This is a genomic window from Parendozoicomonas sp. 2304DJ65-17 (assembly GCF_058148445.1).
The window spans coordinates 99418-122191 of record NZ_JBYVJV010000001.1 but is presented as its reverse complement, the minus strand read 5'-3'; the positions used below and the strand labels follow the sequence as shown (position 1 = coordinate 122191).

Genomic DNA, 22774 nt, shown 5'->3' with positions numbered 1-22774 from the left:
AGCTTGATAATAAAAGCCCAACAATAAATACAAAAAGGGTTAGCTGTATGTCTGAGAATATCTACTTTGATGGTGTGGAATCTGTTGGTGTCATCGGCGGTAATGTTCGCCTTGAACTGTTCCGGTATGTTCCTGATCCAGAGAGTGGAAGTACGGAAAAGCGTGTACCTGCAGGTTCGCTGGTGATGTCCCTGGAAGGCTTCCTGCGTACACATCAGAGTGTCGACAAGCTGATGACTGAGCTGAAAGAACGCAAGGTTGTCACCCAGAAACAGCCCTCAACAGAAAATTCCTCTCCAAATTTCGCCTCTGCTGAAGCCTGAGTTTTATGGCAGTAACAGGCAGTCAGCAGAATGGACAGTATCACTCGGCTATTCAGAGCCTGGTGATACTGGCTCGTTATCACCATATTCAGTTATCACCAGGGCAGCTTAACAGTCTCTCCAGTACCTGGGCGGCGACTGATGTTATTCACGTAGCTAAGCAACAAGGCCTGCAAGCTCAACAAGTGGAAACAAGCTGGAAGGAGCTTCCACAACTTGGTACGGCTTTACCGGTTATGGTGCCGCTGAAGAACGGTAACTATGTGGTACTCAGCGGTTTTCGGCAGAATAAAGCTGGAGAGTTGCAAGCTTTAATCAGTGATCCGCTGGCGGGTAAAGCGGGTTTAATGGAAGTCAGTGAATCCAACTTCTGTGATGCCTGGCAGCAGCAGATCATTCTGGTTAAACCTTTACTGCAAACACTGGAGCCACCACAACCGTTCAGTCTGCGCTGGTTATGGAATCAGCTGACCGGACAAAAAGCTGTTATCACCCAGGTCTTTAGTTATTCACTGATTCTGCATTTACTGGGTTTTGTTATTCCGGTGTTCACCATGGTGGTGTTTGACAAGGTGGTGGGCTCTCAAGGTTATGCCACACTGCACCTACTATTTATCGCCGCGATTATTGCTTTGGTTTTTCATGGGTTGCTGGGGCTGATTCGCCAGCAACTTATACTTCATGCAGCCGGACGGCTGGATATAACGCTGGCCGAACGAGCCATCACCAGTCTGTTAAACCTTCCGCTGCCTTTTTTCCATAAAGCCCGTTCCGGGCAGCTGATCAAGCAATTGCAGGACGCCGATAATATTCGCCAGTTTATGACCGGCAGCCTGCTGTTCACACTGTTGGAAACCCTGGCCATTGTAGTGCTGGTGCCCGTGCTGCTGTTATTCAGCGTGCCGCTGACCATTATGGTGTTGATGTTTGGTGTGGCGATTGGTGGTTGTGCCTGGCTTAGCGTGCGCGCTTATCGAAAGCATGTCAGTCAGTTGTATCAGGTCGAAGTTGAGCGTCAGTCGCATTTGATTGAAAGCGTGCATGGAATAGAAACCCTGAAAACATTGTCTCTGGAAAGGCGTCAATCCGAACGCTGGTTGAGCGCCAGTGTGCGACAGATGTTGTTGAACAAAAAGATTGGCACTCTGACTTCTCTGATGGGCGAAGCCACAGGATTCCTGCAGCGCCTGATGCAGTTGTGCATTATCTGGTGGGGCGCACAGCTGGTGCTGGATGGCGCACTCACTCTAGGAGTGTTGATCGCCTTTAATATTCTGGCCGGGCGCATCAGTGGGCCGCTGGTACAACTGGCAACCCTGATGAGTAAATATCAGGAGACGGCCGTTGGTGCGCAGATGCTGGGTAAGGTACTTAATCATGAGCCGGAAAGTCTGCGAAAGGGCGGTATCACTCCCGAACTGACTGGACGTATTGAACTGCAGAAAGTCAGTTTCCAACACGACCCCGAACAGCCTGCTCTGCTGAACAACATTAACCTGCGTATCGAACCTGGTATGAAGGTCGGCATTGTAGGAACCAGCGGTGCGGGCAAAAGCACATTGCTACGGCTGATGTTGGGGCTGTTAAAACCACATTCAGGTTTGGTGCGGATCGATGGTTATAACCTGAGTGAGTTTGACCTGACCTATCTGCGCTCCCAGGTGAGTGGTGTCTTTCATGATGATCAGCTGTTTTCCGGCACTGTGCTGGAGAACCTGACCATGGCGGCCCCAGCCGCATCTCATGAGCAGGTTATTGAAGCATGCCGGCTAGTGGGTGCTCATTCCTTTGTCGAAGCTATGCCGCTGGGCTATGACTCATCTGTTGATGAGGGTGGTGCCAATCTTTCAACCGGCCAGAAGCAGCGTTTGGTTCTGGCGCGTGCGCTGTTGTCCAATCCAAAGATACTGGCTCTGGATGAGGCTATGAGTGCTTTGGATGCACAAAGCGAGATGCATCTCTGGCGCAACCTGAATGCTATTGCTGGTCAGCGTACCTTTGTTCATGTCTCTCACCGCCTGCCATCCATGGCTTATATGGATCAGGTGCTGGTTATGCACCAGGGGCAGTTGGTAGCAGTGGGTACTCACCAGCAGCTGCTCAGCAGTAACCCAATTTACCAACAACTCTGGCAGGAAAGTGTAGGCGCTTTGCCTGTGGCGAAAGAGGAGGTGGCTTGTGAATAAGTGGCTTGCTCGATTTATCGCTGCAGATGCAAACGACGATATTAACTGGCAAAACTATCAGGCTGTGTACAGACAGGAGCAGCAACGTGTTCCTGGAAAAATGCTTCAGCTTGCGGGTTGGGGGCTGGTGCTGTTTCTGGTGGTGCTTTTACTTTGGGCAGCACTGTCACAGGTGCAGACCCAGGTGGCTGTGAGAGGGAAGCTGGTTTCCAAGCAGCCTCCGGCGGTTATTCAGCCGATTAGTGATGGCCTGGTGCGTGAGTGGCTGGCTGATGCCGGGCAAACCGTTGAGAAAGGCGACACACTGCTAATACTGGATAGCACCGTCAGTGCTGCAGATCTGCAATCGGCTCAGCTTTCGTTGTGGGATAGTCAGGCGACGGCCAAGCGACTGGAAGCGGAGATTAAAAACGAGCAGACAGAGCGCTTTGCTGATGATGAAGTCTTTCATCGATTGGCAACGCAATTGTTTTTATCAAGGCAGGAAGCCCACAAGACTCGGGTAGCGGCTTTGGTCTCTGAGCGCAATCAGCTCAACAGCCAGTTGAGTGATCAGCGGCAGCAGAAACTGATTCTTGAGCAGGAAGTCGCTGCACTCAAAGACCTGGATGCCATAAAGTCAGAGCGTTACGAAAAAGAGCAGGAGCGCTATCAGAAACAGGGGCCGCGACGCGTCGACTATCTGCAAACCCGGGCAGAGTTTTTAAAACAGCAAAGAGCTTTGGCGCAAATGGAGGCCGCCATTGGCCAGACCCAGGCTCAGCTGGCGGATAACTCTGTGCGTGAAGCGCAGTATCGTTCCGAACGTCAGGTCCAACTGACCAGTGAATTTAATCAGGCATCCAGAGCCTATGCGCAGGCTGTTGCCCAGATTCGTAAGTATCAACAGGCGCAGCAGGTGGTTGAGCTCAAGGCGCCTTTTGCTGGCGTGGTATTGGAAAGCTTGAACCGGGCGCCGGGAGCTGTGGTACAGAAAGGCCAGACTTTATTAACTCTGGCTGCATCTGACCAACCACTTCAGGCGCAGGTATATATCTCGCCTAATGACATTGCCCGTGTGGAAATTGACCGGCCTGTACAGATCAAGCTGGATACTCTGCCTTTTACCCGTTATGGCTCTCTTGATGGATCGCTGGAGTGGATTAGCCCGGATGCGGTTGCTTTGCCAGATGATCCCAAAGCTTACGGCTACAGTGCCAAAATCGATGTCAGTGGTCGCTTGCGTGGCGAGCCTGAAAGCTTCCGCTTATTACCGGGTATGACCCTTGAGGCTGATATCGCCACTGGCAGTCGTTCCATCTTGAGTTATTTGATTTATCCCGTGCATCGGGCTCTGGAAGAAGGCTTTCGGGAGCCGTAAATATGAGATGTTTATGTATTCTGATGCTGGTTGCTTTGAGTGGTTGTACGACACTGACTCAGCAACCTCTTGAGCAAGCTGTTATTGAAGCGCGGCAGCAGCGTTTAGAAAAACTATTGGCTATGCCTTCACCTGATGTTCTCACGCCGAGAGCGGCTTTAGAGCGTATGCTGGCATTGAATCTTGATGTTGAAGTTGCCCGGTATCAGGCGCTGGTGGCACATACACGTTTAAATGAAAGTTACTGGGAGTTATTACCGTCGCTACCTCTCAGTGGCCGCTACACCCATAGAAACAGTCCTCCCAATCGTACCAACACGATTAACCGCGAAGGTAAAGAGCGAACGACGTCCAGTTTGTCCCTGACATGGTCGGTACTGGATTTTGCCGAAGGTTATCTGCGTGCCCAGCAAAGTCTTAATGATCTCTACAGTGAGCGTGAAGCTTTGCGGTTGACTGTGAATAATATGGTCAATGAATTGCGCCTGGCTTACTTAAGGGCTCAGCTTCTGGGGCAGTATCAGGTTAAGTCTGAAGATATGCTGGCTGAGCTGGAACAAATGCTCAAGCGTCTTGAAACAGAACAAAGCAATGGTTTGCATGACCCTCTGACAATAGCCAGATATCAGCGCGACATCATATTGGATCAGCAGCAGTTGCATAACATTATTTTGTCTGCGAAGCAGGCAAGAATGGAACTGGCCAGTCTTCTGCTTCTGGATGAATCCCTGCTTCAAATAGAACAGATTGCCGTTGAGTTGGCTATTCCTGAGGAACTTAACCTCGAAGCTTTGCAGCAGCAGGCATTGCGTGCCCGGGCTGAACTCAATCAGGCTGACTATCAGTGGCGTAATTATGATCTGGACGTTGACTTGGCTCGCTGGCGATGGCTTCCCAATCCTGGTTTGTTCTGGAGCTATCAGCGGGATGACTCTGAGAATCTGGCTAATAATCGCTGGCGAGAAATAGGTGGCAGTGTCACTTTTGATTTGCTGCAGGCCGTGCAGGTTCCCAGCCGCATCAACTCAGCAAAGATAAGACAGCATTGGCATGAGCGTCAGCGCGATGCCATGGCACTTGCAGTGATGAAGCAGGTACAACTGGCAGCATTGGAGTTGCCTGATAGTCAAAGCCAGTATCTACAGTCTCAACTGGTAGCTGATGCTGAGCAACACGTTTTTCAATTATGGCAACAGCGCAGTGCACTTGAGTTGGGTGATGATGTTGGGCGATTGTCGTCTGGTGTGGCAGCTATTTTGGCAGGAGTAAATGAGTCTGATGCCTACATTGAACTAGTAGCTGGTTATCAGAATCTTCTAGCAGCTCTTGGCCGGGACCAGTTGAACGTATCTTGGGGGCATTTAACAGAATCAAGCCTTGAGTCACCTCTTTCCTCTCTTCTAACCAATGAGACCCACCAACTGCGCCTACCGCAGCTTGAGCACAATAAAAATAAGAATTTCAAGGAGTATGCAGCCAGTGATGAATCTGCCGCGAGTTCCATTGAGTAATGGTTGTTTAAGAGCGCTTTCCAATCATGACATAGATTCGATTATCGCTATCAGCAAACAGCAGGATTTGCCAGGGCGGCCGGGTATAACAGAGCCACGTCAGGCTGATCAACTTTTAAGATTGAGTGACGCTGTTTTCCGGCAACATGCAGGCTGCATTTGGGGAGTTGAAGTGTGCGACGAGCTTGTTGGAGTGCTCCACTTCTATGAGTGGCAGCCCGAGATTTATCGTGGAACTCTTCGCCTTGATGCTGGTGAGCGATGTTCGATATCAGCACGTGTTGAATCACTGAATATTGCTACGCAATGGTTGAAGAAAAACTGGAACGTAGAAACTTTTGTAATGCATGTGGTGGATGGTCAGTCAGATTTGCATCACAAAGTCTGCCTTGAGTCTGGCTTTTCTAAAACTGCACGATTAAGGGATTACTGGCGCTTGTCAGATTCTGAGTTCAGAGATGTTGATTACTACTGCAGCAGAGAGGTAGCAGCCTGATGTGGCATATGGAATCGGACAGGTATGTATTACGTCTACCCGTTGACAAAGATGATGAGTTTCTTTTGACACTACTCGGTGACCCTCTCGTCGTAGACCTTCATCCTATGACTCCTTTGTCAGATATTGTTGAAGCCCAGGAAGTTCTGCATGAAATGGAGGCTCGTTTTCAAGCTCGTTCAGCAATTTTCTGGATGATTTATGACAAAGCCTTGCGCGAGGCAGTTGGTCGTTTTGCTTTGCAGAATATTAATTGGCAGAACAACAGTGCACAGCTCCTTGTTGATGTTTTGCCGGGTTTTTGGGGGGAAGGTCTGCTCTATGAAGTTGGGGTTATGGCTATGAAGTTTGGATATGAAGAGCTGGGGCTGCACCGTATTGAGGCTCTTATTCAAACCGAGCACCCATTTATGTGTCGTTATGTGGAAGCCATAGGTTTTCGCAAAGAGGGTGTCTTGCCAGCATTGACGCCATTTGATGGTCAGTGGGTGGATTTCTTTATGTACTCCTTGCTTGAAAATGACCAAGCTTGGGATAAAGCAAAAAACCTAGAGTCGTTCTCTTTGGCGATATAGCAAGCACCACCGGAATGTGTCAGTGGTGCTTGCTAATCCAGAATGTTAAGCAGGCACTGCTTTAGCTTGAGAGGCTTTTTCGGAACGCAGTTTGTCAACTTTCAGGTGGATGCTGGTTCCAATATAACCGGCAATAACCCCACAAATGGCGGCACCCGCTACAGCCATCAATACAGAGCTAGCTTCATTGAAAGCAAATGGGGCCAGCAGGCCTGGGATTGGGGCTGCTGTGCCTGGAGCATTATTTATAATGTTGAAATACACAGCAACAACGCCGGATAGTGCCCCGCCAAAGAAGTTACAGGAATACACTTTAAAAGCATTGCGGGTAACAATATCTGCCTGAGTTAAAGGTTCGAGCATAATCGCAACGACTTTGTTGTTATCACCAAGCTTCAGTCTCTTCATAATCATGCCATTGGTGAAGGAGCCACCTACGCAAGCAATTGCTGCGATCCCCATTGGCAGCCCGGTCAGCCCGAGAATAGCTGTAAGCGCCATAGAACTGAGCGGTGAGGTGCAGATCATCTTAATCAGCCCGCCCAGCAAAAAGCCCATCACATAAGGGGAGGCGCTGGTAGCTTCGGTAATGGCAGCCCCAATAATGTTCATGACATTGTCAACTAATGGGCCGGAGGTGTTGGAAAGAATGTAGGCGCAGGGAGCCAGAATCAGGGCACCGGCAATAACATCTATTCCTTCAGGCAGGTGTCGTTCAATAATTTCGGCAATAAAGTAGCAAATGTAACCGGCAATAAATCCGGCCAGAATGCCTGTGCCTTTTGTGGCTATTGCTGCAACTAAAGCAAAAACAGGATTTGCACCAAGTGCCAGGGCAACAAGCGCAGCCGCAGCTGGGCCGCCCATAGAACCAGCCGCCAAGCCAGTTTCTTTGAGTAGTGCTATGCCAAGAAAGTCACCAGAAATGTAAGCATGAACAGCTTCCACCAGAAAGCTTGCAACAGCGGCGGAGGCAAGGCCACCCATTGCTTTGCTACCTTTGGGCGCATAGCGGCTAAACAGGGAAAAAGCCGTTAAAGCAGCGAGGAGGAGAGTAACACCTTTCAACAGTTCCATAGGATCTTCACTATTCTCGTTGTTACAGGCGACAACGTATGACTGAACGATGCTCAGCTATAGACGTGAGAACAATATGTGCTCTCGGTACGTGTCACATGTATGGCTGTTAAAGCCCAAACCTGATCTGAAGATCCACTCCGGTTATCAGCATTTTCTTTTGTTGCTGTTCAACCAACCGCCAGGTTAAGGAATGAGCCGTTATTCTTAGATTGCTCAATATTTGAGTGGTTAATTATTGGTAACTGAGGAATATTAAAATTGAGTTAGAGCAATTAAATTAACTAAAAAAGAAAAAATATATCCTCTAAAGTTTTATTAATTTAACCAGAGTATTCATTTTGATGACTAAAATATTGATAAAGTTATCGAGAGTTACAAATGTTGATTTTGCTTGAATGTTTGGAATGGGTGTTTTTGTAGCCAAAATTATCTCTTGTGGGTTTGAGGCAAAGCCGGTCTTTGGGCAGACACAAGAAAAATTCTGTTATTGCTATTGTTCGCAGCCTTTTATAGTATGCGAAGACTTATACGTGTTTATGCTATCGCATCTTCCCAGATGCATTACTTACGAGAACGGAGTGGCCAGTGAGCAATCTGACTACTTACAATCCGATCTTGATCGTTGCCCCTACCTCCTGGCGATGGCGTACCTGCGCCTGAACGCTTTTTTCCGCTTATGCTTCCTTATCGATGTAAAGCGGTACTGTTTTTCATAGTCCACACTCTTCTTTCGATAAAAATTTACGTTACAGGGATTGCCTGCCATGACGCCTGAACATTTTCAGACACTGGCCAGCCAGGGTTATAACCGTATACCTGTCACCCGTGAGGTGCTGGCTGACTTTGATACCCCACTTTCAACTTACCTGAAACTGGCGGATAACGACTACTCCTGCCTGCTCGAGTCTGTTGAAGGCGGAGAAAAGTGGGGGCGCTACTCGTTTATCGGCCTTGGTAGCCGGACTGTTTTGAAAGTTACCGGCCACGAGTGGGCTCTGGAAACCGATGGCCAGATTGTTGAGCAGCGACAGGTAAAAGACCCGCTGGCAGAAATCGAAACCTTTATGGAACAGTTCAAGGTTCCTGACTTACCGGATCTGCCTCGCTTCAATGGTGGCCTGGTTGGTTACTTTGCTTACGACACTGTTCGCTATATAGAACCACGCCTTGCCAACAGTCAGCCCAAAGATGTTTTGGGAACCCCCGATATTCTGCTGATGGTGATGGATGACTTGGTAGTGTTTGACAACCTGACCGGCAAGGTTGTGTTTATCACTCATGTTGACCCTTCAGAAGACGATGCGCTGGTACGTGCGGAAGCGGCTATTGATGCACGTTTGCAGGCACTGAAGAACAAGCGAGCCTATCTGCCTTCTGGCGATGGCAAGAGCGATCGGGCTGAGGAAAACTTCACCTCTTTATGGGGCGCAGATGCTTATAAGGCTGCAGTCGATAAGGTTAAAGATTACATTCTGGCTGGGGATGTGATGCAGGTGGTGCCATCCCAGCGTATGACCCTGCCTTACGATGAACATCCGCTTAACCTTTACCGAGCCCTGCGTTGCCTGAACCCTTCTCCTTATATGTATTACCTGAACCTGCGTGATTTTCATGTGGTGGGTTCATCGCCAGAAATTCTGGCACGTCTTGAACATGGTGAAGTAGCCGTTCGTCCTATTGCCGGAACCCGCAAACGTGGGGCAACGGTTGAACGTGATCTTGAGCTGGAAAAAGAATTACTGGCTGATCCAAAAGAAATTGCCGAGCATCTGATGTTGATTGATCTGGGGCGTAATGATGTTGGCCGTGTTGCTAAAACTGGTTCAGTAAATCTGACCGATAAAATGGTTGTAGAACGCTATTCCCACGTTATGCATATCGTTTCTAACGTGACCGGGCAGTTAAAAGAAGGGTTGAGCGCAATGGATGTTCTGCGGGCTACCTTACCTGCCGGAACTCTAAGCGGTGCCCCGAAGGTTCGGGCTATGGAAATTATCGATGAGCTGGAACCGGTAAAACGTGGCATTTACGGTGGAGCCGTGGGCTATCTCTCCTGGAATGGCAATATGGATACAGCGATCGCTATTCGTACAGCTGTGATTAAAGACGGCCAGCTGAATATTCAGGCCGGTGCTGGTGTGGTGGCAGACTCCATTCCAGAAATGGAGTGGAAAGAAACATTAAATAAAGGTCGGGCAATCTTCAGTGCTGTTGATATGGCAAGAGATGGCCTCTAACCAATAAAGTTCATAAGAATAAACAGAAGTTATTAGCAGGGAGTACAGAGGGGTGAGCGAAAGCGTGTCGGGGACGGGTTCAAAGCAGACATTGCGGCAGCGAATACAGGCTTTTGTGGAGGGAGCCTGGTTCAGCAATCTGATTATTGGCCTGATTGTTGTGAACGGCATTGTCATTGGTTTGGAAACCAGCCAAGAGCTGGTTGCGAACTATGGCAGCTGGTTTGAGTTGGTTAACAAACTGGTAGTTGGTGTATTTGTTCTGGAAGCCAGTTTGAAAATCTTTGCGGTTGCTCCCAGATTTGGCCGCTATTTTGGCGATGGCTGGAACTGCTTCGATTTCACAATAACAGTTATGAGTCTGGTGCCCGCTATTGGGCCTATGGCCACTCTGGCCCGGCTGGCTCGGTTGTTACGGGTTTTAAGGTTGGTTTCAGCGTTTCCTGAACTGAGGCTGATTATTTCAACCCTGATTCGCTCCATTCCCAGTATGGGGCATGTCGTGTTGCTGATGATGGTGATTTTTTACATCTATGCAGTGGCCGGATACCACCTGTTCAGTGACGTTGATCCTGAACATTGGCGCAACTTAGGAATTTCTCTGTTAACCCTGTTCCGGATCGTGACTCTGGAAGACTGGACGGATGTTATGTACGCGTCGATGGAATTCTATCCCATGGCGTGGATCTACTATGTGAGTTTTGTGGTTTGCGGCACGTTTGTCGTTATTAATTTATTTATTGCCGTTGTGCTGAATAATCTTGAAGAAGCCAAAGCTGAGCGTTTGCAGGAGTTGTGTCGGGAACCTTCCCGCAGCGAAATCCTGCAGGAGCTGAAGTCTACGCAGGACACTTTAATCCGCCTGCAGCGACAGCTGGAACACAGCTCTCTTCTCAATCAAGGCACAGCTTCTGAGCGGAGAGACGATTAATGCTTTTGATGATCGATAACTACGACAGCTTTACTTACAACGTCGTGCAATATCTGGGTGAGCTTGGCGCTGATGTTCAGGTATACAGAAATGATGAAATCACTGTTGCTGAGATAGAAGCCAAGAAGCCGGATCATATTGTGGTTTCTCCGGGGCCATGTACCCCAAATGAGGCGGGTGTTTCCATGGAAACTATTCGCCATTTCGCCGGAAAGATTCCTCTGCTTGGGATTTGCCTGGGGCACCAGAGTCTGGGGCAGGTATTTGGTGGTGATGTTATTCGTGCCCGTCAAGTTATGCATGGCAAACTTTCACCTGTTTACCATAAAGGTGTGGGCGTGTTTGAAGGGGTTGATAACCCTTTTACCTGTACCCGATACCACTCTTTGGTTGTTGATAAAGAGACGTTGCCAGATTGTCTGGAAATTACTGCCTGGACCCAGAATGAAGATGGTTCCATGGATGAGATTATGGGGTTACGCCATAAAGAGCTGGCAGTTGAAGGCGTTCAGTTTCATCCAGAATCCATCATGACTGATTTTGGTCATGACTTGCTGGCCAATTTTTTGAAAAGCAGCCTGAAGCGAACTAATTAATACGGCCAAAGCCACCAGATACCAGAATAGAGAGAACGACTATGGATATTAAAGAAGCGATTGGCCGTGCAGTTCAGCACCTTGATCTCAGTTTTGATGAGATGGAAGCAGTCATGCGCCAGATCATGACCGGTGGTGCAACTCAGGCACAGATTGGTGCCTTCCTTACCGCCTTGCGCATGAAGAGTGAAAGCATTGATGAAATTGCCGGTGCGGCTACGGTAATGCGTGAGCTGGCGACCAAGGTTAAAGTGAATGCTGACAATCTTGTTGATATTGTTGGAACTGGTGGTGATGGCGCTAACCTGTTTAACGTTTCAACAGCGTCGTCTTTTGTCGCTGCTGCTGCAGGGGTCTCTGTAGCGAAGCATGGTAACCAGGCTGTTTCCAGCAGCTCTGGCAGTGCGAACGTGTTGATGCAGGCGGGAGTAAATTTGAACCTGACATCTGAGCAGGTTGCCCGTGCTGTAGAAGAAGTTGGTATTGGTTTTATGTTTGCGCCGAATCATCATGCGGCGATGAAGCATGCTGTTGGCCCTCGTAAAGAGCTGGGTATTCGTACCTTTATGAATATTCTTGGGCCTATGACCAATCCGGCTGGTGTTCCTAATCTCTTGATTGGCGTATTTACTGGTGAACTGTGTCGTCCAATGGCAGAGGTTCTCAAGCAACTTGGCAATAACCATGTACTGGTTGTTCATGCAATTGATGGGTTGGATGAAATAAGCCTCGCCAGCGAAACACTTGTTGCTGAGCTTAAAGATGGTGAGGTCACTGAATATCACATCAAGCCAGAAGATCTGGGAATAGACAGTCAGAGCTTGGTTGGGTTGGAAGTAAATAGTCCCGCAGAGTCTCTTGCATTGATCAAAGACGCATTAGGAAAGCGGGAAGGCAAGTACGCTCGTAAAGCTGCTGATGTGATTGCGCTGAATGCTGGTGCAGCAATTTATACGGCAAATGTTGCCAGCTCCTTAAAAGAAGGTGTGGCAATGGCTCAGGATGCTATTTCCAGCGGCCTAGCTCTCGAAAAGATGAAAGAACTGGCTGATTTCACCAGCGTATATAAACAAGACTAAACAAACGGCAGGGAGTAACTGATATGACACCGGATACACCAACCGTTCTGAAAAAAATTATTGCCCGCAAATGGGAAGAGATTTCTGAACGCTCTGAACGGGTGCCATTGGCCAAGCTGAAAGAAAAGGCTCTGGCAGCAGACAAGCCCCGTGGTTTTGTAAGGGCAATTGCCTCAAGAGTCGAAGCTGGTCAGGCGGGTATTATTGCTGAGATCAAAAAGGCTTCTCCCAGTAAAGGCGTGATTCGGGAAGATTTTCATCCTGCTGAGATCGCTCGCAGCTATGAAAAAGCAGGTGCTGCCTGTTTGTCAGTATTAACTGATCGAGACTTTTTCCAAGGGCATGAAGATTATCTGGTGGAAGCACGAAGCGCCTGTAACCTGCCTGTGATTCGCAAGGACTTTATTGTTTCCCCTTATCAGGTCTATGAAGCGCGGGCTTTGGGGGCGGACTGCATTTTGTTGATAGCTGCGTCTCTTGATGATCAGACTATAGCTGAGCTCAATGCTCTTGCGGGTGAACTGGGTATGGATGTGCTGATTGAAGTGCACAATGCCGAAGAGCTGGAGCGAACCCTGAAGCTGGACAATAAACTGCTGGGGATTAATAACCGTAATCTGCATACGTTTGATGTGACTCTGGATACCACTTATTCCTTGTTGGAAAGTATTCCAGATGATCGTTTGGTGGTGACAGAGAGCGGCATTCACACCCGAGAAGATATTGCCGCCATGTTTAAACACAATGTTGGTGCTTTTCTGGTGGGCGAAGCCTTTATGCGGGCCGATGAGCCGGGTGATGAGCTTTCCCGTTTGTTTGGTGAGTGGTTGTAACTAATTGTTGGTGTACCGTAGGTTGGGTTAGAAGCGAAGCTTCGTAACCCAACCTATTCTTTCCACAATAGAAGGATTTTTCCTCTCTTCCCTTGAATTCCCGCCATACTTTCCCCATATCTCAGTGCATAGATGCATTTGCAGGAGTTTCTCTTGGAACAGTTCAGAGGCACAACCATCCTGTCGGTTCGCCGGGGTGGAAAAGTTGTAATTGGTGGTGATGGCCAGGTTTCCCTGGGTGATACCGTAATTAAAGGGAATGCCCGCAAAGTTCGCCGTTTGTACAACGGCAAGGTGATTGCTGGTTTTGCAGGCGGTACGGCTGACGCTTTCACTTTGTTTGAGCGTTTTGAAGCTCAACTGGAAAAGCATCAGGGCCAACTGGTTCGCTCTGCTGTAGAGCTGGCGAAAGAGTGGCGTACCGATCGTACTCTGCAGCGTCTGGAAGCCATGTTGATTGTGGCAGATAGCAAAGCCTCACTGATTATTACTGGTAATGGCGATGTGATGGAGCCTGTTGATGGCATTCTTGCTATTGGCTCTGGTAGTAATTTTGCCCGTTCTGCGGCGATTGCTCTGAATCAGAACACCGATATGCCTGCTCTGGAGATTGTAGAGAAAAGTCTCAATATTGCTGGCGACATCTGTGTTTACACCAACCACTCCCGAACTATTGAAGAGCTGGACTGCGAGTAATCGCTGCGCCTCTCTTGAATGCCTGAGCAGAAGTTAAAACTATGTCAAACATGACTCCCCGCGAAATTGTCCATGAGCTGGACAAACATATTATCGGCCAGGATGAAGCCAAGCGCGCAGTTGCTATTGCCCTGCGTAATCGCTGGCGGAGAATGCAGGTCGATGCTGATCTGCGCAATGAAATCAGCCCTAAAAATATTCTGATGATCGGCCCTACCGGTGTGGGTAAAACAGAGGTCGCTCGTCGTTTGGCTCGTTTGGCCAACGCACCTTTCATCAAGGTTGAAGCAACCAAATTTACTGAAGTTGGTTATGTTGGCCGTGATGTGGAATCCATTGTTCGCGATCTGATGGATGCAGCCATCAAGATGATGCGCGAACAGGAAATGGAAAAGGTTAAGCACCGTGCTCTGGATGCGGCAGAAGATCGTATTCTGGATGCTCTGTTGCCTCCTGCTCGCAGCTTCTCTGAAGATAGCCAGCCTAAGGAAGAAAGTGGTACCCGCCAGATCTTCCGCAAGAAACTCCGTGAAGGTCAGCTCGATGATAAAGAAATCGAGATTGACGTTCAGGAAGCCAAGATGGGCGTAGAGATTATGGCGCCTCCAGGTATGGAGGAAATGACTAACCAACTGCAAAGCATGTTCTCCAACATGAACACTGGCAAAAAACAGTCTCGCAAGCTGAAGGTAAAAGATGCCTTTAAGCTGGTGCAGGATGAAGAAGCCAGCAAGCTGGTGAATGAAGAAGAGCTGAAAGTTAAAGCCGTTCAGGCTGTTGAGCAGAACGGTATTGTTTTCCTCGACGAGATAGACAAGGTTGCCAAGCGCGCTGGCGGTGGTGGTAGCGGTGAAGTGTCCCGTGAAGGTGTGCAGCGCGATTTGTTGCCATTGATTGAAGGCTGCACAGTAAACACCAAATACGGCATGATCAAAACTGATCATATCCTGTTTATCGCTTCTGGTGCTTTCCACCTGTCCAAACCTTCTGACCTCATTCCTGAATTGCAGGGCCGTTTGCCAATTCGTGTTGAGTTGAAGGCACTGAGTGTTCAGGACTTCGAACGTATTCTGACTGAGCCAGATGCTTCTCTGACTTTGCAGTACAAAGCACTGATGCAGACTGAAGGTTTGGATATTGCTTTTGACAAGAGTGGCTTGACCAAGATCGCTGAAGTTGCCTGGCAGGTAAACGAAAGCACTGAAAACATTGGCGCTCGCCGTTTGCATACTGTTCTGGAGCGTTTGCTGGAGGAAATTTCCTTTGCCGCTGCTGATATGGCTTCTGCTGGTGAGAAGGTTTGTATTGATGGTGACTATGTCATTAAGTACCTGGGTGATTTGGTTCAGGATGAAGATTTGAGTCGTTATATTCTTTAACGAATCCTCATATTCTGGATCCACAAAAATCCCCAGCATGTTTTCATGCTGGGGATTTTTTATATCTGAATAAGAAAGATTATTTCAGGTTTTCTGGTTGTAACTGATTGAATGTGGTATCAGCTGTTGGTTGCATAGTGCCAACAACTGCGTGACGAGAAAGTTTTTCCTTGCGGTTGGCAATAGCAATCTGAATCAGGGCTATAAACACCCCCAGCATTCCACCCAGAACAACTCCTAAGGCTATGATAAGCTTCTTTTTAGGCTTGATTGGGGTTGTTGGCACTGAAGCTGGTTCATCAACTGTAACAGGGTTAATTGTAGATAAATCGGTGGAAAGTTGGCTGATGACTTGTTTTTTTAATAGCAAAGGGGCAACAGATGGTAGCAAGGGATTATCTTGGTTGTTAATGGTTGGTTGACTGATAATCCTGTAATTTCTCAACTCGTCTTTCTGAATCTCCAATTGAGTAGAAAGGATATCAGAACCAAGCAAGAATAAGGTGTCGCTGCTGGAAGAATTCAGGCTGCTGCTATGAAGAGAAGTAAGCGTTTGTGGCTTAACAATCTCGCCGGACTTCGCAAGGGCAAGGGCATCCCTCAGTTGAAGTTGCTTCAAGCGGCTTTTTTCAATAAACGATTTTTCTTCAAGAGAAATTTGGTTGTCGATACTGGTTATGTAATGTTCAACGTATAATTTTAAGTCTTGAGAGAGACTGGCAATAGTTTTCTGTTTGGCGATAGGGATCAAGTAGTCATTGATCAGTTCAGCTGCAAACTGTGGGTCTTTTGAGTTAAATTTGATAGTAAGAAAAGTAGCTGAGTCGCTGGAGCTTGATTTTCTGATATGCAAATTATTGGTAAACCCGTTGAACGCGCTTTCCAAATTTTTGATAGTGTTTGGATTTTCGTCTGTTGATAATGATTTTTGGGCAAGCCCACTGCTATGAAAAACAGAGCGCAAAGTAGAGCGAGAGGTTAGGTAACGATAGTAAAGATTAAACGCCTCTTCCGTAGAGACTGGTATGAACTCTTCGGAGGTATTTATTTGCTGTTTGACGCTGTTTATTTGTGCCAGGTCAGCATTGGAGCTCATATAAACACGAGTTTCACTTTGCCAGGTTGGAGGCAAGTGTAGGGCTAGGGCTAAAGCTCCCAGAGTAAAAACTCCTGTGATAAGGGTTATTAGGAGCTTTCTATTCCATAGTTTTTCTACAAGATCAAACAAATCGATTTCTTCAGTGTTTTCTAATGCTTGGTGATAACTGAAACCGCTCATCATCCACTCCACCCAAAGACGGATGCCTCTGGTTTATTTTTTTCATATGGTTGTTTTTCTTAGAAGGGTGATGCTAGATGGTTTTGTGCTTTTATGAAAGCATCTATGAAAATAGGTGAAGTTGCTGTAGGGATATCTACAGTAACCTTCAGTATTTTTATCTATGTTTGCGGTTTTCTATAGCCATTTTAATGAGGGCGAAAATAGTACCTAGCATTAGCCCAAGAATAGCACCCAGCGCCAAAATGAGTTTTGTTTTATCTGGCTTTGGCAATGTTGGCGTCATGGCAGGCTGATCAATACTAATGAGGTTTGTTTCAGCTAAATCCAGTTTAAGTTCAGGGTTTAGGCCAGCCGTCAAAGCAGAAAGAGTCTTTTGATGAGCTATAGGTATCAGGAAGTTGTTCACAAATGCCGCGAGATTTTTCGGGGAGGTTGATGTCGCTTTGATTGCTATTGAGCTTAGTGAATCTTTTTGAGGATTGCTCCGTGATAGCTCTAAATTTATCCCATTGAAGTCGCTGCTTGTTACCGCCTTGTTATAAGTCGATGTCATAGAGAGAAAACGATAGAAAAGGTCATATGCACTCTCAGGGTATAGTTGGCTAATAACAATACTTTCTACGCTGGAAAGTATGTCGTAGCTACTCTGATTTGTTATTTTAGAAAGTCCGCTTTGTTCTCTGAGATTGTTTAAAGGCTGAATGTCACCCTCTGCCGCTGTAAAGATCTTAATTTCTACTTCCCAAATTTCGGGCTGCATGACTGCAATGCCAAAGGATATAAGAAAAGAAATAGCGGTTATAGCGGCAATTGCAGCTTTCCTAGACCATAGGTTTTCAGCAAGTTCAAACAGATCAATTTCGTCATATGTCGGTGTTTTTCGAATACTAAGCGCAGCTTCCTGCGATAGAACATTATTCACTTGGATTCCAGTGTATAGGGATAATTTGGGACATTGTCTTATAATTTGAAACCTCTTTTGGATCCGGGAAAGTAATAATTTACCTAATCTTGAATGTGTTGTTTGGTGTTGAAATGCCTAACTCCCCCCATCAAGGAAAGTTGTCCAAGAAACGAAAAATTCTGGAGTTAAGCTACAGCTTGGGTGCTTAGTTCGGATTGGCTCATGAGTACCTCCGCATCTACAGCCTCTATGCAGAAGTACGAAGCCACAGCGAAGGTCAGGAAATCCTACAAACTGGGAAAATTAATGTTTCTATTACAGCTTTTTTGCAAGTTCGAACCGGTCGACCTCGTCGCTCTTAAAGCACTGTGGCTGGTAAACCAGTGTGTTTATATTTACTCAGAAAATGAACAGGTTTTTTCTTCTGTTTGGTATTTTGGGAATAAATGTTAGAGGGTTTTGCTATCGTGCTAAAGAAACTAATGCTGATTGTGGGCTTGGTAATGGGCGGAGATTCTGTAAAGAATCTCCGCAGCAATCTTTGATGGTTAGTTTTTTTGTTGTCGAACACTTATTGCTATCTGAATAAACGCAATAAAAATACCCAGCATCCCCCCTAGGATTACTCCAAGAGCGACGATTAGAGATTTTTGGGGTCTTACCGGGTTGGTTGGGGTAAGTGCTGGGAGATCAATTACAACAGGTTCCCATTCAATATGGTGGAAATTTATATGTGCAACTTTTTGGCGTTGTTGTCGAATGATGCTGGCCACAGCAGGAAGAAGGGGTTTATTCTCATCTGCTGCACTTGGCTGGCTAATGAACCTATAACGGTTGAGGGACTCTTGTTGTATCCGAAGCTGCTCATTAAGAATGTTGGTGCCCAGCATGAAGGACTTTTCGCCAAGTGTTCTCGACAGGTTTAGATCTTTTGCTTGCTGGATATTGCCGGCTCTGGCTATAGCAAGGGCATCTTTAAGAGCTATTTCCTGAACTTCGCTAGTTTCAATAAATGCCGTTTCAATCTGGGTTATCTCCCGATCAATTTTCTCAAGTTTGCGGCTTTTATCGCTTTCTAAATTATTGATCAGGCTTTGCTTCGCACTTCTTTGTGCATTAGGAATCAGGAGGTTGTTCAGTAGCTCGGTAGCAAATTGAGGATCGTCAGATTGGAATGTGACAGTGATAGCGGGTACAGGGCTTGTGCTGTTTGGATCTTCACTTGATCGGTTTATCTGAATTGATTCCTGAAAACTTGCCCACTTTCTACGAGTTATTTCTTCTTTTTCTTCAGGAGTTATACCAGCTTTTAAAGCCCTCTCAGAATAATGGCTATCCCTGAGTGTTTGCCACTGTACTGCCGGGGATGTCAAAGCCCGGTAAAAATAACTGTATGTTGTTGAAGGGCTGATCGGATTGGCTGTTTCGTCAGCATTGATCAAGCCCCAGGCTGAATTCAGGTCAGCCAAGTCTGCAGGGTTGGCTTGAAAAACGGTAATTTGACTTTCCCATGTCGCGGGTGTGAGGTATGCGAAAAATACTGAACATAAAGTGGATATTGCTGTGATCGCTGCAATAAGTATTTTTCGTCGCCACAAGCTGCTTGCTAGTTCGAACAGATCTATTTCATCATCTTTGACTTGTAAATCGGCTGGCATGACTTGAATCGCTTGATTCATTATATTCCAACTATATCTAGTGCGAAAAACGGCAATTGTCTCAAATTTTTTCTCATGATCAGATAAGGAAAAGTTTGTATGACATATAACTGCTTATCCAGAGGACATATGACCGACCTTCTCCCTACCTCAGTAAAACTTCATAAGCACAGTCGAACATTGGATCTTGGTTATAGCGGTGACTCAGGCATTTCTCTAAGCTGTGAATATCTACGCGTATACAGCCCTTCCGCAGAAGTGCAAGGCCACGGCGAAGGCCAGGAAATCCTCCAAATCGGCAAAATCAATGTTTCTATTACAGCTGTTGAGCCTGTAGGCAACTACGGTCTGAAGCTGGTTTTTGATGACGGCCATGACTCCGGCATCTACACATGGGAGTACCTGCGAGCGCTTTGCAATAACCAGGAAAATTGGTGGCAGAAATACCTTGATCGGCTGGATAAAGCCGGAGCGTCCCGTGATCCGGATGTTAGCCCTGTACGCCTGCTTGGATAAATATCGCGATTTATATGCCAAAGTCAGAAAAAGCCTCCTAGTCGTAGCGCTCATCCGAAGATAGAATGGTTGCCCTTGAAGTCAGGTTGTGGCCATTTATTACGATGAGCGAAAATCAAACCGGGGACAAAACCCACTTCGGCTATAAGACCGTTGATACCAAAGACAAGGAAAAGCTAGTTGCGGATGTATTCCACTCCGTAGCGGGTCGTTACGACCTGATGAATGATTTGATGTCTATGGGCGTACACCGCCTGTGGAAGCGCTTTGCCCTGGAAATGAGCGCTGTTCGCAAAGGGCAGAAAGTTCTGGATATTGCTGGTGGTACCGGTGATCTTGCCATGAAATTCTCAGAAATCGTTGGTGCTGAAGGTCAGGTAGTTCTGGCAGACATCAATGATTCCATGCTTCATGTTGGGCGAGACAAGCTCACGGATAACGGAGCGATTGGCAATATTGAATATGTACAGGCTAATGCGGAATGTCTTCCTTTTGCGGATAACACCTTTGATCTGATTACCATTGCTTTCGGCCTTCGGAATGTAACAGATAAAGATTCAGCTATTCGTTCCATGTTGCGGGTACTTCGCCCCGGGGGGCGGCTGTTGATTCTTGAGTTTTCTAAGCCTCGCAGCGCTTTACTGGGTAAAGCTTACGATGCTTATTCCTTCACTGCTCTGCCTCTGATGGGCAAACTGGTTACGAATGATTCGGAAAGCTATCGCTATCTGGCGGAATCTATTCGCATGCACCCTGATCAGGAAACCCTTGAAGGTATGATGAAGGAAGCAGGCTTTGTGAACACCAGTTATCACAATATGACCGGTGGAATCGTGGCTCTCCATAAAGGCATAAAACCATGATGAACCCACAGGGTTCGGTTTTGGAAACTATGCCCGGTGTTGCGGTAAGAATGGCTTTGGAAAAAGCTGTAGCCGGCTTGGTTGCTCATGATGTTGTAACAGCCAGAAGCCTGCAGGAACTGGATGGCAAGATTCTGCAGGTAAGTTCTCAGGTTCCGGCTGTTGATCTGTTTGTTCGCTTTGGTGAAAAACCTGAATTTCTGGCAACCTGTGAGCAGGGCGCTGATTGCATTCTGTCTGGTGCAGCTGTCAGTCTTATGCGGCTGGCTCTTTCTGATGATCCCATGGCATTTTTGCAGCAGGGAGATATTACTCTCTCAGGTGATAGCAGTTTACTGGTAACTGCTTCGGCCATTATTCGGGAAGCAGATATCGATTGGGAACAAATGATTTCCCAATATACGGGTGGAATTCTGGCTCACTTTATGGGCGCTGCTTTTCGGCAGGGGGATATGACCGCCAAAGGTGTTCACCGGACAATTGTCTCTAATCTGCCAGAGTATTTGCAGGAAGAGCTCAGGCTTTTGCCTCCATCCGGGCAGGCGGAAGCTTTTTTTGAAGATTTGAGCGATCTGCGATTAGCAACTGATCGGTTGCAGGCTCGTATTGAGCGTCTTGAAAATATGCATAAAGAAAGTGTTCAGGGTGGGGGATCGTAGCGGGTGCAACGTCTGTTTCGAATGTTTACTATTGTCGGGGTTGTTGCCCGCTATCGCCTTGATAACCTGATTGATCGTGACTCTCTGCCCTGGTTTGGACGTCTCTTTTTATCTTTGCTTCCCTGGCGTTGGCATTCCAATCCAGCAACCCGCGGTGCCCGTTTGCGAATGGCGCTGACAGATCTTGGCCCTATTTTTGTAAAGTTTGGCCAGATTCTTTCAACCCGTCGTGATCTTCTTCCCGATGATATTGGCGATGAGCTTGCCCAGCTTCAGGATCGGGTGCCGCCTTTTGGTAGTGCTCAGGCCGTTGAAATTATTGAGAGTAGTCTTGGTGAAACCGTAGATAATCTGTTTCAGTCATTTGAGCGTGAGCCGATGGCGTCAGCCTCTGTAGCTCAGGTTCATGGAGCGGTTCTCCATAACGGCGATGCTGTTGTCGTGAAGGTTATCCGCCCTAATATCGACAAAGTTATTCGTAAAGATATCTCTCTGCTTTATATGCTGGCTCGTCTCATTCGCCTGACTTCTGATGGTCGGCGCCTGCGCCCTGTCGAAGTGGTGGAAGATTACGAAAGCACTATCTTTGATGAGCTGAACCTTCAGAGAGAAGCGGCCAATGCTTCCCAGTTGCGGAGGAACTTTCTTGAGTCGCCTCTGCTCTACATTCCCAGAGTTTATTGGGATTATTCCCGCCCGAGAGTGATGGTTATGGAACGTATTGATGGCGTTCCGGTAACCGACCTTGAAGCGTTAAAAGCTCAGGGAACCAATATGAAACTGTTGGCTGAACGTGGAGTCGAAACTTTTTTCACTCAAGTGTTTCGGGACAGTTTCTTTCATGCGGATATGCATCCGGGAAATATTTTTATCTCCAGAGTGAATCCTAATGATCCCCAATATATTGGTATCGACTGTGGCATTGTTGGGTCTTTAACTCCTGAAGATCAGAGTTATCTTGCCCGAAACCTTCTGGCCTTCTTCCGGCGGGATTACCGGTTGGTGGCAAAACTGCATATAGATTCCGGCTGGGTGCCTGCAGACACCAAAGTGAACGAGCTTGAGGCTGGGATTCGCACCGTCTGCGAGCCGATTTTTGAGAAACCGCTGGCGGAAATCTCTTTTGGAATGGTTCTGCTGAATCTGTTTCAGGTAGCCCGGCGCTTTAATATGGAGGTTCAGCCTCAATTGGTGCTGTTGCAGAAAACCTTGTTGAATATTGAGGGGTTGGGGCGACAGCTCTATCCTCAGCTGGATCTTTGGGCGACAGCACAGCCATTTTTAGAAAAATGGATGCATGAGCGAGTTGCACCTCAAGGTGTCATAAAGCGCTTACATAATACGATGCCTGAGTTTATTGAACAGGCGCCAATGCTGGCCCATCAGCTTATGGAAGATATCCAGAGTTTGCATAAAGCGCAGTCACCACAAGTGGTTCCTCAAACTGCAGCTGGGCGTGATTTGCGCTGGCTGGGCATAATTGTTCTGGCTGGGGCTTCCTTTGCGGCCTTTCAGACTGCGGAAGTTACTAGCTGGAATGTTTTGTTATTGGGTGGTGTTGGCGGTTATTTATTAAGTCAGTCTGGTTCCGGGCGTTCTGGTAGATAGAG

The 22774-nt window shown here is 47.3% G+C and carries 21 protein-coding genes; 17 read left to right on the top strand and 4 right to left on the bottom strand.

Annotation, left to right across the window (positions count from 1 at the left end; translation table 11 throughout):
* The first annotated feature begins 47 nt into the window (after positions 1 to 47).
* From ACY2RR_RS00580 to ACY2RR_RS00555, 6 genes are read left to right on the top strand one after another with little or no spacing between them, the layout of a single operon-like run.
* Positions 48 to 323 carry a hypothetical protein gene (locus ACY2RR_RS00580; RefSeq protein ID WP_490106182.1) on the top strand — a complete coding sequence of 92 codons (276 nt, stop codon included), beginning with the start codon at positions 48 to 50 and terminating at the stop codon, positions 321 to 323.
* Between the two features lie 5 nt (positions 324 to 328).
* The gene (locus ACY2RR_RS00575; protein ID WP_490106181.1) at positions 329 to 2509 is read left to right on the top strand and encodes a peptidase domain-containing ABC transporter; all 2181 of its coding nucleotides are present in this window, start codon (positions 329 to 331) and stop codon (positions 2507 to 2509) included.
* A complete protein-coding gene (locus ACY2RR_RS00570; protein ID WP_490106180.1) occupies positions 2502 to 3869 on the top strand; it encodes an HlyD family type I secretion periplasmic adaptor subunit in 1368 nt (455 codons plus the stop codon). The genes ACY2RR_RS00575 and ACY2RR_RS00570 overlap by 8 nt, the downstream gene beginning before the upstream one ends.
* A gap of 2 nt (positions 3870 to 3871) precedes the next feature.
* Positions 3872 to 5380, top strand: a complete 1509-nt coding sequence (locus ACY2RR_RS00565) for a TolC family protein (RefSeq protein WP_490106179.1) — start codon at positions 3872 to 3874, stop codon at positions 5378 to 5380.
* Positions 5352 to 5876 (top strand): hypothetical protein, encoded by a 525-nt coding sequence (locus ACY2RR_RS00560; RefSeq protein WP_490106178.1) that lies wholly within the window; start codon positions 5352 to 5354, stop codon positions 5874 to 5876. The genes ACY2RR_RS00565 and ACY2RR_RS00560 overlap by 29 nt, the downstream gene beginning before the upstream one ends.
* An 8-nt stretch (positions 5877 to 5884) precedes the next feature.
* Positions 5885 to 6451: a GNAT family N-acetyltransferase gene (locus ACY2RR_RS00555; RefSeq protein ID WP_490106177.1), complete on the top strand. Its 567-nt coding sequence runs from the start codon at positions 5885 to 5887 to the stop codon at positions 6449 to 6451.
* A 45-nt stretch (positions 6452 to 6496) separates the two neighbouring features.
* Here ACY2RR_RS00555 and ACY2RR_RS00550 read toward each other — a convergent pair whose 3' ends face one another.
* Positions 6497 to 7528: a PTS sugar transporter subunit IIC gene (locus ACY2RR_RS00550; RefSeq protein ID WP_490106176.1), complete on the bottom strand. Its 1032-nt coding sequence runs from the start codon at positions 7526 to 7528 to the stop codon at positions 6497 to 6499.
* A gap of 767 nt (positions 7529 to 8295) precedes the next feature.
* On the opposite strand from ACY2RR_RS00550, the gene trpE reads away from it, so the two are divergent.
* The 7 genes from trpE (at position 8296) to hslU (ending at position 15282) form a co-directional block, all read left to right on the top strand.
* A complete protein-coding gene (gene trpE, locus ACY2RR_RS00545; RefSeq protein WP_490106175.1) occupies positions 8296 to 9768 on the top strand; it encodes an anthranilate synthase component I in 1473 nt (490 codons plus the stop codon).
* 52 nt (positions 9769 to 9820) lie between these two features.
* Complete coding sequence (locus tag ACY2RR_RS00540; RefSeq protein ID WP_490106174.1) at positions 9821 to 10699, top strand: ion transporter; 879 nt, start codon at positions 9821 to 9823, stop codon at positions 10697 to 10699.
* The gene (locus tag ACY2RR_RS00535) at positions 10699 to 11295 is read left to right on the top strand and encodes an anthranilate synthase component II (RefSeq protein WP_490106173.1); all 597 of its coding nucleotides are present in this window, start codon (positions 10699 to 10701) and stop codon (positions 11293 to 11295) included. The genes ACY2RR_RS00540 and ACY2RR_RS00535 overlap by 1 nt, the downstream gene beginning before the upstream one ends.
* A gap of 41 nt (positions 11296 to 11336) precedes the next feature.
* The gene (gene trpD / locus ACY2RR_RS00530; protein ID WP_490106172.1) at positions 11337 to 12374 is read left to right on the top strand and encodes an anthranilate phosphoribosyltransferase; all 1038 of its coding nucleotides are present in this window, start codon (positions 11337 to 11339) and stop codon (positions 12372 to 12374) included.
* A gap of 23 nt (positions 12375 to 12397) precedes the next feature.
* Positions 12398 to 13207 carry an indole-3-glycerol phosphate synthase TrpC gene (gene trpC / locus ACY2RR_RS00525; protein WP_490106171.1) on the top strand — a complete coding sequence of 270 codons (810 nt, stop codon included), beginning with the start codon at positions 12398 to 12400 and terminating at the stop codon, positions 13205 to 13207.
* 153 nt (positions 13208 to 13360) lie between these two features.
* Entirely contained in the window at positions 13361 to 13903 is a 543-nt protein-coding gene (gene hslV, locus ACY2RR_RS00520; RefSeq protein ID WP_281646070.1) for an ATP-dependent protease subunit HslV, read from the top strand.
* Positions 13904 to 13944: 41 nt separating this feature from the next.
* Positions 13945 to 15282 carry an ATP-dependent protease ATPase subunit HslU gene (gene hslU, locus ACY2RR_RS00515; protein WP_490106170.1) on the top strand — a complete coding sequence of 446 codons (1338 nt, stop codon included), beginning with the start codon at positions 13945 to 13947 and terminating at the stop codon, positions 15280 to 15282.
* Positions 15283 to 15361: 79 nt separating this feature from the next.
* Here hslU and ACY2RR_RS00510 read toward each other — a convergent pair whose 3' ends face one another.
* The 3 genes from ACY2RR_RS00510 to ACY2RR_RS00500 all read right to left on the bottom strand — a co-directional run bounded on the left by ACY2RR_RS00510 (position 15362) and on the right by ACY2RR_RS00500 (position 19147).
* The gene (locus ACY2RR_RS00510) at positions 15362 to 16564 is read right to left on the bottom strand and encodes a Wzz/FepE/Etk N-terminal domain-containing protein (protein ID WP_490106169.1); all 1203 of its coding nucleotides are present in this window, start codon (positions 16562 to 16564) and stop codon (positions 15362 to 15364) included.
* A 154-nt stretch (positions 16565 to 16718) separates the two neighbouring features.
* Positions 16719 to 17486, bottom strand: a complete 768-nt coding sequence (locus ACY2RR_RS00505; protein WP_490106168.1) for a Wzz/FepE/Etk N-terminal domain-containing protein — start codon at positions 17484 to 17486, stop codon at positions 16719 to 16721.
* A gap of 530 nt (positions 17487 to 18016) precedes the next feature.
* Entirely contained in the window at positions 18017 to 19147 is a 1131-nt protein-coding gene (locus tag ACY2RR_RS00500) for a Wzz/FepE/Etk N-terminal domain-containing protein (RefSeq protein ID WP_490106167.1), read from the bottom strand.
* Positions 19148 to 19255: 108 nt separating this feature from the next.
* On the opposite strand from ACY2RR_RS00500, the gene ACY2RR_RS00495 reads away from it, so the two are divergent.
* From ACY2RR_RS00495 to ubiB, 4 genes are all read left to right on the top strand, one after another.
* Positions 19256 to 19642 carry a gamma-butyrobetaine hydroxylase family protein gene (locus ACY2RR_RS00495; RefSeq protein ID WP_490106166.1) on the top strand — a complete coding sequence of 129 codons (387 nt, stop codon included), beginning with the start codon at positions 19256 to 19258 and terminating at the stop codon, positions 19640 to 19642.
* Between the two features lie 104 nt (positions 19643 to 19746).
* Positions 19747 to 20505 (top strand): bifunctional demethylmenaquinone methyltransferase/2-methoxy-6-polyprenyl-1,4-benzoquinol methylase UbiE, encoded by a 759-nt coding sequence (gene ubiE / locus ACY2RR_RS00490; RefSeq protein WP_490106165.1) that lies wholly within the window; start codon positions 19747 to 19749, stop codon positions 20503 to 20505.
* The gene (locus ACY2RR_RS00485; RefSeq protein ID WP_490106164.1) at positions 20502 to 21164 is read left to right on the top strand and encodes a ubiquinone biosynthesis accessory factor UbiJ; all 663 of its coding nucleotides are present in this window, start codon (positions 20502 to 20504) and stop codon (positions 21162 to 21164) included. The genes ubiE and ACY2RR_RS00485 overlap by 4 nt, the downstream gene beginning before the upstream one ends.
* Positions 21165 to 21167: 3 nt before the next feature.
* A complete protein-coding gene (ubiB, locus tag ACY2RR_RS00480; protein ID WP_490106163.1) occupies positions 21168 to 22772 on the top strand; it encodes a ubiquinone biosynthesis regulatory protein kinase UbiB in 1605 nt (534 codons plus the stop codon).
* The last annotated feature ends 2 nt before the right edge of the window (positions 22773 to 22774 follow it).

Bases quoted from the DNA above. Each gene is read 5' to 3' on its own strand.
- ACY2RR_RS00580 (WP_490106182.1), top strand. From the start codon at position 48: ATGTCTGAGAATATCTACTTTGATGGTGTGGAATCTGTTGGTGTCATC.
- ACY2RR_RS00575 (WP_490106181.1), top strand. From the start codon at position 329: ATGGCAGTAACAGGCAGTCAGCAGAATGGACAGTATCACTCGGCTATT.
- ACY2RR_RS00565 (WP_490106179.1), top strand. From the start codon at position 3,872: ATGAGATGTTTATGTATTCTGATGCTGGTTGCTTTGAGTGGTTGTACG.
- ACY2RR_RS00560 (WP_490106178.1), top strand. From the start codon at position 5,352: ATGAATCTGCCGCGAGTTCCATTGAGTAATGGTTGTTTAAGAGCGCTT.
- ACY2RR_RS00555 (WP_490106177.1), top strand. From the start codon at position 5,885: ATGGAATCGGACAGGTATGTATTACGTCTACCCGTTGACAAAGATGAT.
- ACY2RR_RS00550 (WP_490106176.1), bottom strand. From the start codon at position 7,528: ATGGAACTGTTGAAAGGTGTTACTCTCCTCCTCGCTGCTTTAACGGCT.
- trpE (WP_490106175.1), top strand. From the start codon at position 8,296: ATGACGCCTGAACATTTTCAGACACTGGCCAGCCAGGGTTATAACCGT.
- ACY2RR_RS00535 (WP_490106173.1), top strand. From the start codon at position 10,699: ATGCTTTTGATGATCGATAACTACGACAGCTTTACTTACAACGTCGTG.
- trpD (WP_490106172.1), top strand. From the start codon at position 11,337: ATGGATATTAAAGAAGCGATTGGCCGTGCAGTTCAGCACCTTGATCTC.
- trpC (WP_490106171.1), top strand. From the start codon at position 12,398: ATGACACCGGATACACCAACCGTTCTGAAAAAAATTATTGCCCGCAAA.
- hslU (WP_490106170.1), top strand. From the start codon at position 13,945: ATGTCAAACATGACTCCCCGCGAAATTGTCCATGAGCTGGACAAACAT.
- ACY2RR_RS00510 (WP_490106169.1), bottom strand. From the start codon at position 16,564: ATGATGAGCGGTTTCAGTTATCACCAAGCATTAGAAAACACTGAAGAA.
- ACY2RR_RS00500 (WP_490106167.1), bottom strand. From the start codon at position 19,147: ATGAATCAAGCGATTCAAGTCATGCCAGCCGATTTACAAGTCAAAGAT.
- ACY2RR_RS00495 (WP_490106166.1), top strand. From the start codon at position 19,256: ATGACCGACCTTCTCCCTACCTCAGTAAAACTTCATAAGCACAGTCGA.
- ubiE (WP_490106165.1), top strand. From the start codon at position 19,747: ATGAGCGAAAATCAAACCGGGGACAAAACCCACTTCGGCTATAAGACC.
- ACY2RR_RS00485 (WP_490106164.1), top strand. From the start codon at position 20,502: ATGATGAACCCACAGGGTTCGGTTTTGGAAACTATGCCCGGTGTTGCG.